This window comes from Sphingomonas sp. Leaf25 (genome assembly GCF_001421635.1).
Lineage (GTDB): Bacteria > Pseudomonadota > Alphaproteobacteria > Sphingomonadales > Sphingomonadaceae > Sphingomonas.
Genome location: NZ_LMKU01000033.1, coordinates 1 through 13,983, shown reverse-complemented (window position 1 = coordinate 13,983; position 13,983 = coordinate 1). Strand labels below are relative to the sequence as shown.

General features: G+C 69.3%; 13 protein-coding genes. 9 read left to right on the top strand and 4 right to left on the bottom strand.

Annotation, left to right across the window (positions count from 1 at the left end; translation table 11 throughout):
- The first annotated feature begins 23 nt into the window (after nucleotides 1-23).
- Entirely contained in the window at nucleotides 24-1,646 is a 1,623-nt protein-coding gene (locus ASE78_RS15060; protein WP_082467254.1) for an ATP-binding protein, read from the top strand.
- 30 nt (nucleotides 1,647-1,676) lie between these two features.
- Here ASE78_RS15060 and ASE78_RS15055 read toward each other — a convergent pair whose 3' ends face one another.
- Nucleotides 1,677-3,125: a M23 family metallopeptidase gene (locus ASE78_RS15055; RefSeq protein ID WP_056498213.1), complete on the bottom strand. Its 1,449-nt coding sequence runs from the start codon at nucleotides 3,123-3,125 to the stop codon at nucleotides 1,677-1,679.
- 180 nt (nucleotides 3,126-3,305) lie between these two features.
- Here ASE78_RS15055 and ASE78_RS15050 point away from each other — a divergent pair, with 180 nt between their 5' ends.
- The 6 genes from ASE78_RS15050 (at nucleotide 3,306) to ASE78_RS15025 (ending at nucleotide 8,796) form a co-directional block, all read left to right on the top strand.
- Complete coding sequence (locus ASE78_RS15050; RefSeq protein WP_056499117.1) at nucleotides 3,306-5,816, top strand: helicase-related protein; 2,511 nt, start codon at nucleotides 3,306-3,308, stop codon at nucleotides 5,814-5,816.
- Nucleotides 5,816-6,133: an RNA-binding S4 domain-containing protein gene (locus ASE78_RS15045; protein ID WP_056498211.1), complete on the top strand. Its 318-nt coding sequence runs from the start codon at nucleotides 5,816-5,818 to the stop codon at nucleotides 6,131-6,133. The genes ASE78_RS15050 and ASE78_RS15045 overlap by 1 nt, the downstream gene beginning before the upstream one ends.
- Nucleotides 6,134-6,169: 36 nt before the next feature.
- Complete coding sequence (gene fdxA, locus ASE78_RS15040; RefSeq protein WP_055762052.1) at nucleotides 6,170-6,511, top strand: ferredoxin FdxA; 342 nt, start codon at nucleotides 6,170-6,172, stop codon at nucleotides 6,509-6,511.
- A gap of 245 nt (nucleotides 6,512-6,756) precedes the next feature.
- Entirely contained in the window at nucleotides 6,757-7,290 is a 534-nt protein-coding gene (locus ASE78_RS15035; RefSeq protein WP_055762049.1) for a CarD family transcriptional regulator, read from the top strand.
- Nucleotides 7,291-7,399: 109 nt separating this feature from the next.
- Nucleotides 7,400-8,095 (top strand): head GIN domain-containing protein, encoded by a 696-nt coding sequence (locus ASE78_RS15030; protein WP_055762046.1) that lies wholly within the window; start codon nucleotides 7,400-7,402, stop codon nucleotides 8,093-8,095.
- 41 nt (nucleotides 8,096-8,136) lie between these two features.
- Nucleotides 8,137-8,796 carry a head GIN domain-containing protein gene (locus ASE78_RS15025; protein ID WP_056498209.1) on the top strand — a complete coding sequence of 220 codons (660 nt, stop codon included), beginning with the start codon at nucleotides 8,137-8,139 and terminating at the stop codon, nucleotides 8,794-8,796.
- A 3-nt stretch (nucleotides 8,797-8,799) separates the two neighbouring features.
- Here the strand turns inward: ASE78_RS15025 and ASE78_RS15020 are convergent, their stop codons facing one another.
- On the bottom strand, nucleotides 8,800-9,888 hold the full coding sequence (locus ASE78_RS15020) for an alkene reductase (protein ID WP_056498207.1): 1,089 nt from the start codon (nucleotides 9,886-9,888) through the stop codon (nucleotides 8,800-8,802).
- A 127-nt stretch (nucleotides 9,889-10,015) separates the two neighbouring features.
- Between ASE78_RS15020 and ASE78_RS15015 the strand changes: the two genes are divergently transcribed.
- The gene (locus ASE78_RS15015) at nucleotides 10,016-10,849 is read left to right on the top strand and encodes a DMT family transporter (protein WP_414887097.1); all 834 of its coding nucleotides are present in this window, start codon (nucleotides 10,016-10,018) and stop codon (nucleotides 10,847-10,849) included.
- Here the strand turns inward: ASE78_RS15015 and ASE78_RS15010 are convergent.
- The gene (locus tag ASE78_RS15010; protein ID WP_056498202.1) at nucleotides 10,846-12,036 is read right to left on the bottom strand and encodes an aromatic amino acid transaminase; all 1,191 of its coding nucleotides are present in this window, start codon (nucleotides 12,034-12,036) and stop codon (nucleotides 10,846-10,848) included. The genes ASE78_RS15015 and ASE78_RS15010 overlap by 4 nt on opposite strands.
- A 612-nt stretch (nucleotides 12,037-12,648) precedes the next feature.
- Nucleotides 12,649-12,903 carry a glutaredoxin domain-containing protein gene (locus ASE78_RS15005; protein WP_056498199.1) on the bottom strand — a complete coding sequence of 85 codons (255 nt, stop codon included), beginning with the start codon at nucleotides 12,901-12,903 and terminating at the stop codon, nucleotides 12,649-12,651.
- Nucleotides 12,904-13,004: 101 nt separating this feature from the next.
- On the opposite strand from ASE78_RS15005, the gene ASE78_RS15000 reads away from it, so the two are divergent.
- Entirely contained in the window at nucleotides 13,005-13,685 is a 681-nt protein-coding gene (locus ASE78_RS15000) for a COQ9 family protein (protein ID WP_235515104.1), read from the top strand.
- Nucleotides 13,686-13,983: the final 298 nt, after the last annotated feature.

Below are 13,983 nucleotides of genomic sequence, written 5' to 3'. Positions count from 1 at the left end.
CCTGCGTATTGCAATACGCGGGGATGGAGCCGCGTTCCGAACCTGATCCCGCCAGCCACCTGCCGATCATCGGCGCGGTGCTCGACGTCGCCGGTTCGGCGAGCCAGTTGCTGCTCGATCTGCCGGCGGTCCATGCGCTGGCGGGGGAGGACGATCCGGTCACGGCGGCCGGTGGCCAGATCGGCGCGCAGGTGAAGATGCGCGTCGGCCAGCGCTGGATCATCGCCAGCATCCGCGCGCTGCGGCTTGCCGAACGCGACGATGCACTGGTCGCCAAGGTCGATTTCATGGGCGAAGGCGACGACCTGTCCGGGGAGATCGGCGCATTTCGTCGCGGCGTCACCCGCTTTCCCCTGCCGGGCACCCCGGTCCATCCGGTGACAACCACCGATCTGCGCCGCCTGTATGCCGCCGATCATCAGGGCCATGTCGCGGTCGGCCATGTCCATCCCGCGCGCGACGTGCGGGCGATGCTCAATGTCGATGCGATGCTCGGCAAGCATTTCGCGCTGCTCGGTTCGACCGGGACCGGCAAGTCGACCTCGGCGGCGCTGATCCTTCACCGCATCTGCGACGCCAATCCGCAGGCGCATATCGTGATGGTCGACCCGCACGGCGAATATGCCGCCGCGTTCGGCGAGCGCGGAATGCGGCTCGACGCGAGCAACCTGCAACTGCCCTATTGGCTGCTCGACCTGCGCGAACATGGCGAGATCTTCCTCACCAGCAGCGGCCCCGAACGGCAGGTCGATGCCGATATTCTCGGCCGGTGCCTGCTCGCCGCCCGCGCCAGGCACCGGTTGGCGCAGGACATCGGCCGGCTGACGGTCGACTCGCCGATCCCATATCTGTTGTCCGACCTGCTCCAGATCCTGCAACAGGACATGGGCAAGATGAATCGTGCGGGCGACACCGCGCCCTATCTGCGGATCAAGGGGCGGATCGAGGAGATCCGCGCCGATCCGCGCTATGGCTTCATGTTCTCGGGATTGCTCGTCGCCGATACGATGGCGGCGTTCCTGAAGCGGGTGTTTCGCCTGCCCGCCGACGGGCGACCGGTGTCGATCGTCGACGTGTCGGGCATGCCGTCCGAAGTCACTTCGGTCGTCGTGTCGGTGCTCGCCCGCCTCGTGTTCGACTATGCGCTATGGTCGCGCGACGAGCCGCGTCGCCCGATCCTGCTGGTGTGCGAGGAGGCGCACCGCTACGTCCCCAACGAACGCAACGCCGAGGGATCGCCGGTCGCGCACATCCTCAACCGCATCGCCAAGGAGGGGCGCAAATACGGTGTCTCGCTGGGGCTCATCACCCAGCGCCCGTCCGATCTGGCCGAAGGCGTGCTGTCGCAATGCGGGACGATCCTCGCGATGCGGCTCAACAACGAACGCGATCAGGCATTCGTCCGCGCGGCGATGCCCGAGGGCGCGCGCGGCTTCCTCGATGCGATTCCGGCGCTGCGCAACCGCGAGTGCATCGCGGTTGGGGAGGGGGTGGCGACGCCGATCCGCATTCTGTTCGACGACCTCGAACCGCATCTGCGGCCGGCCTCGGCCGATCCGTCGTTCACGACATTGTGGCGCGAGACGGGCGACGAGGATGCGATCGTCGAACGCACTATCCGCCGATGGCGCGCGCAGGGGCGATAGCACGCCACCCCGGCCTTCACGTGAAACGGATCAGAGCGCCATCAACTGCGCGACCGTCCGCCGGAAGCGCGCCAGTTCCTCGCCCGACAGCCGCTGCACCGTCGCGAACGCCACGCCACGCGGATCGATCGGCACGCCGCGCCGCCACAATTCATAATGCAGGTGCGGCCCGGTCGACAGGCCGGTCGACCCGACATAGCCGATCACCTGCCCCTGCGACACGCGCATCCCCGGCCGCACGACGATGCGGCTCATATGGCCATAGCCGGTGGCGAGGTCGCCGCCGTGGAGCAGCTTGACGAAATTGCCATAGCCGCCGTGTCGCCCCGCCGTCGCCACCACGCCATCGGTGGTCGCGCGGATCGGCGAGCCATAGGCGGCGGCGAAATCCATGCCCTTGTGCAGCCGGCGGAAGCCGAGGACCGGATGCACCCGCCAGCCGAAGTTGGACGAGACGCGCGCCGCCACCGGCCACGTCATCGCCCCCTTGCGCTCGCCGACGCCGGCGGGGTCGAGCCATTCGGTCCGCGCGCCGTCCTGCCAGCGGACCAGCTTCACGCTGCGCCGCCCCGACAGCCCGGCGTATAACAACTCGCCCAACTGCACCTCGCCGGTGGCGGCGCGCGCCTGTTCGACGATCAGGTCGAAACGGTCGTCCTGTCCCAACTGCCCCATCGGGACGAGGCCCGACACCGATTTGATATAGCTCTCGACCGCCTTCACCGGCGCGCCGGCGGCACGCGCGGCGCGGTAGAGGCTGGCGCCGACCCGCCCCTGGATCCGAAGCGGCCGGTGATCGATCGCGATCGGCCGCGCATCGAGGTGCAGCACGCCGCCCTCGCGCACCACGTCCAGCGCCAGATCGAACCGCGCGCGGAACGCCAGCCGTTCGAGCGGACGCGGCTGCGCCACGCTGTCGCGCCGCCCGAGCGTGATGTCGAGCCGCGTGCCCGGTGACAGCTCGGCCGGGTCGACGCGGCCGGCGACCAGTGCCGCTACCTGCCGTGCCTCGCCCGCACCCACGCCCGATCGTTCGAGCGCGCCGGCAAGGCCGCTGCCGAGCGTCGCGGTCGCCTCAAGTGTCGGCCGTTCGGGCGTATTGGCCAGCGGCCGGACCCGCACGGTCGGCGCGATCCGCATCCCGCTGGTCGCCCCCAATGCGCTTGCCCCGAACGACAATGTCCGGGCCTCGTCGAGTGCGGTGTCGCTCAGCGGGGCGGGAACCGCGCTCCAGATCGGCTGCTGCAGCGACGGGGCCAGCATCCAGACCGCGCCGCACAGCGCGGTGCAGGTGGCAAGCCCGCGCCACCAGTCGCGCGATCCGATCGCGGCGCCGAGATCGGGGGTCCAGTCGGTGCGTTCGGCCGCCGCGCGCCAATCGGCGACGGCCCGCGGCGCGGCCATGATCGGCGCACGGCCGAAGCGCAGCGCGCTGGTGCCGCCGGCCAGTTCCAGTCCGTCTTCGTTGCGCAGGAACACGCTGGCCCAAATCCCATGCTGTGGCCGCCCGTCCCGGCCCGATGCTCCTCCTGTGAAGGCAATGGTTTAAAGTCAAATGAACCGGGCCCCGCATCGCGACCGGCGGTGGCGGCGCAGCGGCAAAGGGAAAGCACGCGAAAGCCGTTGCATGCACGCCCGGCAGACCCGATGTTGTCCATGATGAGTCAGTTCGCGCGTAGCCCGGTCACTGCGGTGCTGGGGCCGACCAATACCGGCAAGACCTATCTCGCGATCGAGCGGATGTGCGGCCATGCCTCGGGCATGATCGGCTTTCCGTTGCGGCTGCTGGCGCGGGAGAATTACGACCGCGTCGTCGCGATGAAGGGCGTCGAGAATGTCGCGCTCGTCACCGGCGAGGAGCGGATCGTGCCGCCCAAGGCACGCTGGTTCCTCTGCACTGCCGAATCGATGCCGTTGGAGCGCGAAACGGCGTTCGTCGCGCTGGACGAGGCGCAACTGGGCGCCGACCCCGAACGCGGCCATGTGTTCACCGACCGGTTGCTGCGCGCGCGCGGGCGCGAGGAGACGATGATCCTCGGCTCCGATGCGCTCAAGCCGATGATCCGCGCGCTGGTGAAGGATGCGGAGATCATCACCCGTCCGCGCTTCTCGACGCTCAGCTACGCCGGCGCGCGCAAGCTGTCGCGCCTGCCGCGCCGCTCGGCGATCGTCGCCTTCTCCGCCGAGGAAGTCTATGCGGTGGCCGAGGCGATCCGCCGGATGCGCGGTGGTGCTGCGGTGGTGATGGGCGCGCTGTCGCCCCGCACCCGCAACGCGCAGGTGCAGATGTTCCAGTCGGGCGAGGTCGATTATCTGATCGCCACCGACGCGATCGGCATGGGGCTGAACCTCGACGTCGCGCATGTCGCCTTCGCTTCGCTTCGCAAGTTCGACGGCCGGCGGCAGCGGCGGCTGACCGTCGCCGAAATGGCGCAGATCGCCGGCCGCGCCGGGCGGCACCACAAGGACGGCAGCTTCGGCGCACTGGTCGAGGAAGGGCCGAACGCCTTTACGCCCGAGGAAGTGCTGGCGATCGAGGGGCATCATATCCCCCCGCTCGAACGGCTTTACTGGCGGCGGGGCGAGCCGGATTTCGCCAGCCTCGACGCGCTCATCGCCTCGCTGGAGGAAAAGCCGCAGCATCCCGTGCTGACCGCCGCGCCGCAGGCGATCGACCTGATCGTGCTCAAACGGCTCGCCGAGGAGGACTGGGTCCGCGCGCGCACCCGCTCGCCGATGATGGTCCGGCGGCTGTGGGCGGCGTGCGGCGTGCCCGATTTCCGCAAGCTAGGGCCGGACCCGCACAGCCGCTTCGTCGGCCGCATCTTCAGCCATTTGAGCGAGGGGGCGGGGCATATCCCGCACCAGTGGTTCGCCGACGAACTGCAACGGCTCGACCAGATGAACGGCGATGTCGAGACGATCGCCGGCCGCATCGCCGCCGCGCGAAGCTGGGCCTATATCGCCCACCGCGCCGACTGGCTGCTCGATCCCGAGCATTGGGCGGCGCGCACCCGCGCGGTCGAGGAAAAGCTGTCCGATGTGCTGCACGATCGCCTGCGCCAGCGGTTCGTCGATCAACGGACGACGGTGCTGCTGCGCAGGATCGGGGCAGGGGCGGCCGACCTGCCGATCGACGTCGCGCCGGATGGCATGGTCAGCGTTGATGGTCATGACATTGGTCGGTTGACTGGCTTCCGCTTCGACGTGTCGCCCGACACCCGCGTCGCCGACAAACGCCTGCTGATTGCCGCCGCCGAGAAGGGGCTGGCGCGCGAACTCGCCAAACGCGGTGGCGAACTGGCGGTCGCCGCCGATGCCGAGCTGGCGCTGCTCGCCGATCCGGGGGGTGTGCCGGGCGTCACGTGGAGCGGCCTGACCGTCGCGACGCTGGGGCCGGGGCCGACGCTCGACCGGCCGGTGATCGCGCTCGACCGCAGCCTTGCCGTCCTGTCGCGCGACACGCAGGGGCAGGTCCGCGACCGGCTGACCACATGGGTCGCGACGAGCAGCGCAAGGCAGGTGCCGACGCTCACCACGCTTGCCGCGCTGTCGCGCGACCCGGCGGCCAATGGCACGCTGCGCGCGATCGCCGCCGCGCTGGCCGAGGTCGGCGGTATCGCTCCGCGCGACGGGTTCGACACGATGGCCCACGCGCTCGACCCAGATGACCGTCGCCGGCTGCGTCGCGCCGGCATCACCATCGGCACGCTCGACCTGTTCGACCCGCGCCTGTTCCGCCCCGCCGCCGCTCGCTGGCGCGCGGCGCTGCTCGCGGCGCGCGACGGGCAGCCGATCGAACCGCTTGCCCCGGTCGGCGCTAGTATCCTTCCCGCCGGGCAGGGGGCGTGGGGCTTCCGCCGGCTGGGTGCGCAGGCGGTGCGGGTCGACCTGCTCGAACGCATCGCGCGCGCGATCCACGACAGTCGCAAGGGTGCGGCGCCCTTCACCCCCGACGTCGCGCTGGCCACCTCGATCGGGTTGAAGCCCGATACGATCGCGCCGCTGATGACGCTGCTCGGCTTTCGTCCCGCGGCCCCGGTTGATGCCGTGCCGCAGTGGCGTTGGGGTGGGCCGCCGCGCCGCGCTCCGGTTCGCGTTGCCCCGCCGCCGGTTGCCCGCCCCGGCAATGCCTTTGGCGCGCTCGCCGGGCTGGCGTTCGATCGCTGATGCCGCGCACCGCCGCCGACCCGTCGATCCGCCTCGACCTGTTCCTGTGGTTCACCCGCTTCGCCAAAAGCCGCAGCGCGGCGCAGGCGATAGCCGAGGCGGGGATGCTGCGGATCGACGGCCGCCGCATCGAACGCGCGCATTGCCCGGTGCGGGTCGGCAATATCCTCGCCTTTCCGCTTCATGGGCGGGTGCGGGTGCTGCGGGTCGAGGCGCTGCCGGTCCGGCGCGGTCCCCCGTCCGAAGTACAGGCGCTTTACACGCTGCTGGAACCAGGGTCGTCCAGCCCCGTTGACGGGGCGGGTTCCCCGGCATAACGCGGGACCGCAATAGTCCCGGAGCTTGTTCGACCCATGACCTACGTCGTCACCGACGCCTGCATCCGCTGCAAATACATGGACTGCGTGGAAGTGTGTCCGGTCGACTGCTTCTATGAGGGCGAGAACATGCTCGTCATCAACCCCAGCGAGTGCATCGACTGTGGGGTGTGCGAGCCCGAATGTCCCGCCGAAGCGATCCTGCCCGATACCGAATCCGGGCTGGAGCAATGGCTGGAGCTGAACGCGACCTTCTCCGCGCAATGGCCCAACGTCACCCGCAACGACAATCAGACCCCGCCCGATGCCGACAAGTGGAAAGGCGTCGAGAAAAAGTACGAGGAACATTTCTCGGCGGAACCCGGCGCAGGCGACTGATCGGCCAAGCGCTTGTTCCACGTGGAACAGCGCGCTGCCGGACCGTGCCAAACCGGTTCGGCTTTGCCACTGGTAATTTTGTTGCGGTGATGCTATAGCCTCGCCCGACGGCGGCACTTGTCCAAGCGCCCCCGCCCGGAGAGCCACCTCTAGCTTACGCCCCCGTCGCCGACCTGTCTGCCCGCTGTTCCGCGTGGCCGATGCTGCGCTCGTCGAACGGGGTGACGACCACGGAAAGGTTACCAATGGCTGCCAAGGCATTGTCCTTCGATGTCGGCGATTATGTCGTGTACCCCAAACACGGCGTTGGTCGTGTGATCGAGCTTCAGCGCAGCGAAATCGCTGGCATGCAGCTCGAACTCTATGTTCTGCGTTTCGAAAAGGAGCGGATGACGCTCCGCGTTCCGACCAACAAGGCCGAAAGCGTCGGCATGCGCAAATTGTCGTCGGACAAGACCATGCGCGAGGCGATGGAAACGCTGAAGGGCAAGCCCAAGGTCAAGCGGACGATGTGGTCGCGCCGTGCCCAGGAATATGAAGCCAAGATCAATTCGGGCGACCTCGTGTCGATCGCCGAAGTGGTCCGCGACCTGTTCCGTGCCGACGACCAGCCCGAACAAAGCTATTCCGAGCGTCAGATCTTTGAAGCGGCGGCCAGCCGCCTCGCGCGCGAACTGGCGGCGATGGAGCAGGTCGACGAGCCCAAGGCGCTCGACCGCATCGTCGAGATCCTGCGCGAAGCCGCGGCGATCTATAACAAGGAAAAGACCGCCGCCTGACCTTGGGTCGGCTGCGGTTGCGAAAGGGGCGGTCGGCAACGGCCGCCCTTTTTGCGGTTGCGTGGTCAACGCCATGCTGTATTGTAACGGCAATACACAGGGGGAAGCGATGCGCGCAGCGATGGTCGGACTGTTGATGGTGGCGGCGTGCAGCAATGGCGGGGCCAGCGAACCTGCCCGAACCGCAGAGCGCACCGTCGCGCTGCGCGGCTTTTCGGGGGTCGACCTTGCCGGGCCCGACCGGGTGGATGTCGTGACCGGCCGCGACTTCGCGGTGCAGGCGCGCGGCGACGCCGCCGTGCTCGACCGGCTGACCTTCGAGGTGAAGGGCACGACGCTGCGCATCGCGCGCAAGCCGCAGACCGGCTGGAACTGGCGCGACCGGACGGCGGTGATCCGCGTCACCCTGCCCGCGCTGAAGGCCGCTACGCTCAGCGGATCGGGCGACCTGTCGGTCGATCGCGCGGCGGATCTGACCGCGCAACTGACCGGATCGGGCGACATGACCATCGCCCGGCTGACCGGCCGCACCGCCCAACTGGGCCTGCGCGGATCGGGCACCATCGCCGCCGCCGGCCGGGTCGACAGCCTTGCGTTGTCGCTCAGCGGATCGGGCGACATCGACGCTCGCCAGGTCAAGGCATCGCAGGCCTCGGTCGCGGTGGCGGGATCGGGCGACGTCTCGGCCGATGTCGACGGTCCGGCGGCGGTGTCGCTCACCGGATCGGGATCGGCGACGCTGGGGGCACGGGCGCGCTGCACGGTGCGCAAGGCGGGATCGGGCGAGGCGCGCTGCGGCGGCTGATCGCGCTTGCGATCGGCGGTGCGGGGCGCGATGCTGCGTCCATGCTCGCCACCCTGCTCGCCGCCCTTCTGCTCCAGCCCGCGTCCGAACGGCAATGGATGCTGACCGGCTTCGACCGGGTGCGGGTCGATGGACCTTATGCCGTCACCATCACCACCGGCAGCGGAGCCTCGGCGCGCGCCGCCGGTGATCCCAAAGCGCTCGAACAGGTGCAACTGCGCGTCGAGGGCAATACGCTGATCGTCCAGCCGCTGCGCGATGATCGCGGCCGGCCCGCCACCGCTGCCCCGGCAATCATCGTCACCACCCCGCGCGTCGCCGCGATCAGCCTGCGCGGCGGCGGCACCGTCCGGCTCGATCGCGCGCGGGCCAGCCGGGTCGATCTGGCGCTGACCGGCGACGGCACGATCGAGGTGGGCGAGGTCGACGCCGAGCAACTGACGCTGACGCTGCTCGGCGCGGGCAGGGCGGTCCTCGCCGGGCGCACCGGTCGCGCGCGGATCATGGTCAACGGCGCGGGCAGCATCGCCGCCGACGCGCTCGACGTCGGCGACTTGCTGGTCCAGATGAGCGGCACCGGCGACGGCCGCTACCGCGCCCGCTACACCGCCGACATCGCCGCTTCAGGATCGGGCAGCGTCACGGTTGGCGGCACCCCGCGCTGTCGCACGCGCGGCACCGCCACCATTCGTTGTAGTTAGGGGTTACGCCGCCGCCGTTTCGAGCGTGGGATAATCGGTGTAACCCTCGGCCCCGCGCGAATACCACGTCGCCATATCGTCCTTGTTGAGCGGCGCGCCCTGCCGCAGCCGGTCGGGCAGGTCGGGGTTGGCGAGATACGGCCGGCCGAACGCGATCGCATCGGCGATACCGGCATCCAGCTCGGCCTGTGCGTTGCTGCCGTCATAATCCTGGTTCAGCACCAGCGGGCCGGCGAACACTTCGCGGATCGCCGGCGACACGCGCGGCTGGGTGGTGCTGCCGAAGGTGCCTTCCGGCCCCGGCTCGCGCAGTTCGAGGAAGGCGATGCCCTTGTCATTCAGCAGCTTCGCGGCGGGTACGAACACGCTCGCCGGATCGCTGTCGATCACGCCCTGCGTATCGCCGTTGGGCGAGAAGCGCACCGCCGTCCGCCCGGCACCCACTTCGGCGATCAGCCGGTCGACGACCTCGCCCAGCAGGCGAATGCGGTTCTCCGCGCTGCCACCGTAATCATCGTCGCGCTGGTTGGCACCGTCGCGCAGGAACTGGTCGATCAGATAGCCATTGGCGGCATGCAACTGCACCCCGTCGAAACCGGCCGCCTTCGCGTTGCGCGCCGCCCGGCTGTAATCATCGAGCACCCGCGCAATGTCGTCGAGCGTTGCGGCGCGCGCCTGCGCATAGGGCTTCTTGCCGTCATAGGTATGCGCCTGTCCCGGCGCGGTGGTGGCCGATGCCGACAACGGCGCCGCCCCGTCCAGGAAATCAGGATGTACGACCCGACCCATATGCCAGAGCTGGGTCACGATCCGCCCGCCGGCGGCATGGACCGCGGCGGTGACCGGCTTCCACGCCTCGACCTGCTCGTCGGTCCACAGCCCCGGCGCATAGGGCCAGCCCAGCCCCTCGCGGCTGATGCCGGTGCCTTCCGAAATCAGCAGCCCGGCCGAGGCGCGCTGCGCATAATAGTCCGCCATGATTGCGCTCGGCACATGTTCGCGGCTCGACCGGCCGCGGGTCAGCGGCGCCATCAGGATGCGGTTGGGGGCTTCGATGTCTCCGAAGGCAATGGAATCGAACAAACTCGGCATGGCGGCTCTCTGCATCAATTATGGGCGACGTGCGAAAGATAGGGGGGTAGGGGGCGGCATGCAGCCGGTATCCCCTGAAACAAAAGCTTCGCTCCCCCCAAGCGTTCCGCGTCGCGCGGTGCTGGCGGTGATCGTCGCCAATGTGGCGCTGGCATTCGGGCCGTGGTTCGTGCGCCTTGCCGATACCGGGCCGGTCGCCGCCGCCTTCTGGCGCATCCTGCTCGCGTTGCCGGTGCTGCTGGTCGCCGCCGCATGGGCCAATCCGCGCGCGATGACCCGTGCGGGGTCGCTGTGGCTGCCGATCCTGATCGCCGGCCTCGCCTTTGCGGTCGATCTGGGAAGCTGGCACATCGGCATTCGCCGCACCACGCTCGCCAACGCCACGCTGTTCGGCAATTGCGCGGTGCTGATCTTCCCGCTCTACGGCTTCCTCGCCATGCGCCAATGGCCGACGCGGGTGCAGGGCGCGGCGCTGCTGCTCGCGGCGGTGGGCGGCGGCCTGTTGATCGGGCGCTCGGCCGAGCTGTCGTCGCGGCATCTGGCGGGCGATCTGTTCTGCCTGCTCGCCGGCGTGCTCTACGCGGCCTATTTCATCGTCATGGCCGGGGTGCGGCGCAGCGTCGCGCCGCTTCCCGCGCTGGCGCTGTCCAGCATTGCCGGCGTCCTGCCGCTGCTAGGCTTCGCGCTGCTGCTCGGCGAACCGATCTGGCCGGGCACCTGGTCCCCGCTGCTGCTGCTCGCGCTGGTCAGCCAGATCGCGGGGCAGGGGCTGATGATCTACGCGCTCGGCGCGCTGACGCCGCTGGTCGTCGGCCTCGCGCTGCTCGTCCAGCCGCTGGTGGCGGCGACGATCGGCTGGCTGGCCTATGGCGAGCGGCTGACCGCCACCGACGCGATCGGCGCGGCACTGGTCGCCACCGCGCTCACCATCGTCGGGACCCAGCGGCGGAAGGTGCGTTAGCTCACGCCCGCCCGCCCAAGATCGACCAGCGCCTCGCCGAAGCGGGCGATGTCGCCCGGCGCGAAACCGGCGATGTTGATCCGGCCCGATCCGGCCATATAGATGCCGTGGGTTGCGCGCAGCCATTCGATCTGCCCCGGGCTGAGCGGCAGGGTAGCGAACATGCCCTTGCCCTGCGCCAGCGGCGCGAGATCGATCGACCCGGCCTGACCGATCGCCGCCAGTTCGGCGCGCAACCGCTGCAACCGGCCGCGCAGACCGTCCAGCTCGCCGCGCCAGTCGGCCGCCAGATGCTCGTCCTCCAGCACGATCCGCACCGTCGCCGCGCCATGATCGGGCGGCATCGACCAGTTGGCGCGCGCCAGCGCCAGCAGGTTGGAAAGCACCACGTCGCGGTGATCGGCGTCGGGCGCGCTGACCCACAGCGCCCCGGTGCGCTCGCGGTACAGCCCGAAATTCTTGTCGCACGAATAGGCGACGATCCCGAACGGCACCGCGCCCAGCACGATCCGCGTGCCCAGCGCGTCGGCCTCCATGCCGTCGCCCAGCCCCTGATAGGCAAGGTCGACGAACGGAATCAGCCGGCTGTCGGCCACCGCATCGGCGATCACGCGCCATTCGCCGGCATCGGGATCGATTCCCGTCGGGTTATGGCAGCAGCCGTGCAGCAGGATCGCATCGCCTGCCTCGGCCTGGCCGATCGCGGCGCGCATCGCCGGCAGGTCGATCCGCTGCGCCGCCATGTCGAACGCGGCATGGGACACGACGGTGAGGCCGGCGGCGGCGAAGACCGGCGCGTGATTGGCCCAGCTCGGCTGGCCGACGAGGATGCGGCGCACCCCCGCCTTGGCGAGCAGCTCCGCGCCGAGCCGGAGCGCACCGGTGCCGCCCGGCGTCTGCAACCCGCAGCGGCGGTCGGCGGGCAGGGTATCGCCGAACACCAGCGGTTCGAGTAGTGCGGTGAACCCCTTGTCGCCCTCTGGTCCCAGATACGCCTTGCTGTCCTGCGTCGCGATCAGCCGCATCTCGGCCTGCTTCACCGCCAGCATCACCGGGGTATGGCCGGCATCGTCACGGAACACGCCGACGCCGAGGTCGATCTTGTGAGCACGCGGATCGGCGCGATACGCCCCGATCAGGCGGAGCAGTGAATCGGCAGGCTGTGCGACAAGCGAACGGAACGGCATGGGTATCCCCGGACTGGAACGGGACCCGCCGGCGGCGGTCGCGTGCGGCGCTGCATCGTGCGGGTCGGAATGCGCGTCCGATAGGACAAGCGTGTGGCGTTGGAAAGGCGCGGTGCGGAAGGTCGGTTCACGCGGAGGCGCGGAGACGCGGAGAAGAAGCAGAAGATGTTTTCGCGCAGAGGCGCAGAGGCGCGGAGGCGTTGCGATCGAGATGGCCGTCACCGATCCGGCGAAGCCTGTTGTTCGTTGCAGCCGGTAGATGGAGCGCCGCTATCGCGGCAAGCGACTCATCTCTGCGCCTCTGCGCGAAAGCACCTTCCTGCCGGACGCAGCCGTCCGCAGCGCCATACCGGCTACGCGAACGCCTCACCACGACCGCAACCCCTTCGCGTCTCCGCGCCTTCGCGTGAAAACATCTTCTTCTGATACGCGACGGCAGAAAGAAGGGTGATTCACGCGAAGGCGCGGAGACGCGAACGGGTTCAAGCGGGACGGCCGTAACCGATCCGGCGGAGCCTCCCGTCCGTTGTCGTCCGCAATGGAGTACCGCTATTGTAGCGAGGGCTGCGTCTCTCCGCGTGAACCAACCTCCCTGCCGCCGTTGCGTACCGATCAGCCCGACCGACCCTCCAGCCAGCGTTCGAGATCGTCGCTGCCCCCGATGCGTTCATCGCCGACGAACACCTGCGGCGTGGTGGCGACGTCATGTTCGGCCTTGAACGCATCCACCTCGTCGCGGGTGCGCAGGATGCGGTCGTCGACGGTGACGCCGGCATGTTGCAGCAACTGCTTGGCCTTCACCCCGAACGGGCAGGTGTGATCGCTCAGCACCATGCGGTACAGGACGGCGTCGCGAGCTTCGGTCATGGCATGAACTCCCTCAGGTCAGCCGCCCCAACGCACCCATCGCGCCGCAAGGTCCGCGCGAAGGGCTGGCGCGGGGCAGGGGGAGCGCCTAGCTAGGGCGCATGACCAAGGAGGATGCGATGGCCCCCGCCGATCTGACGCTCGACGAACTGCGCGAGGGCCTTGCCCCGCTGGTCGCGGCCAATGCGGCGTTCGACGGCTGGTCCGACGCGGCGGTGCGCGCGGCGGCGGAAACGTTCGGGGCCGATCCCGATGTCGCGCGCCTCGCCTTTGCCGGCGGCGCGGTCGACATGATCGATGCGTGGTTCGCCGAGATCGACCGGCGGATGATCGATGCGGTCCCCGCCGATGCGCTCGCCGCGATGAAGATCCGCCAGCGCATCACCGTGCTGGTCGAGGCGCGTCTGGCGGCGGTGGCGGGCGAGCGCGAGGCGCTGCGCCGCGCGCTCGCGATCCTCGCCATGCCGCAGAATGTCGCGCGCGCGGCGCGGCTCGGATGGCGGACGATGGACCTGATCTGGCGGCTGGCCGGCGATACCGCGACCGATTACAACCATTATACCAAGCGGGCGATGCTCGGCGCGGTCTATGCCGCGACCGTCACCGTGTTCCTCGACGACGAGAGCGGCGGCCATGCCGACACCCGCGCCTTCCTCGCCCGGCGGATCGACGGCATCATGCGCTTCGAGAAGCTCAAGCACCAGTTCCTGTCGTCGCGCGACCCCGAACGCAGCCTCAGCCTGTCGCGCTTCATCGGTCGCCTGCGCTATCCGGCGGTATAGTCCGCTTCGTTCGATGTGCGTGAAGAAGGCTGGTTCGCGCGGAGACGCGGAGGGGTTCCGGGCTAGGGCGGGTTGACGCCTTTGGCGTCGGAAGCTGTCTCTATCGGGATCCAGACCGTCCGAAAACCCGACGCGAGATGGTTCAACGGGGACGTCCGCAAGGGAATTGTGGAATTTTGGATATCTGCGGACTTCCACGCCCTAGTGATGGCCAGACGGGCGCTGGGACGGCCGTCCCGCGGTCGTGCCGGGGATACGGCCGCCTGGATCAGGCCTGAACCGCCCGGATCATCCCCGG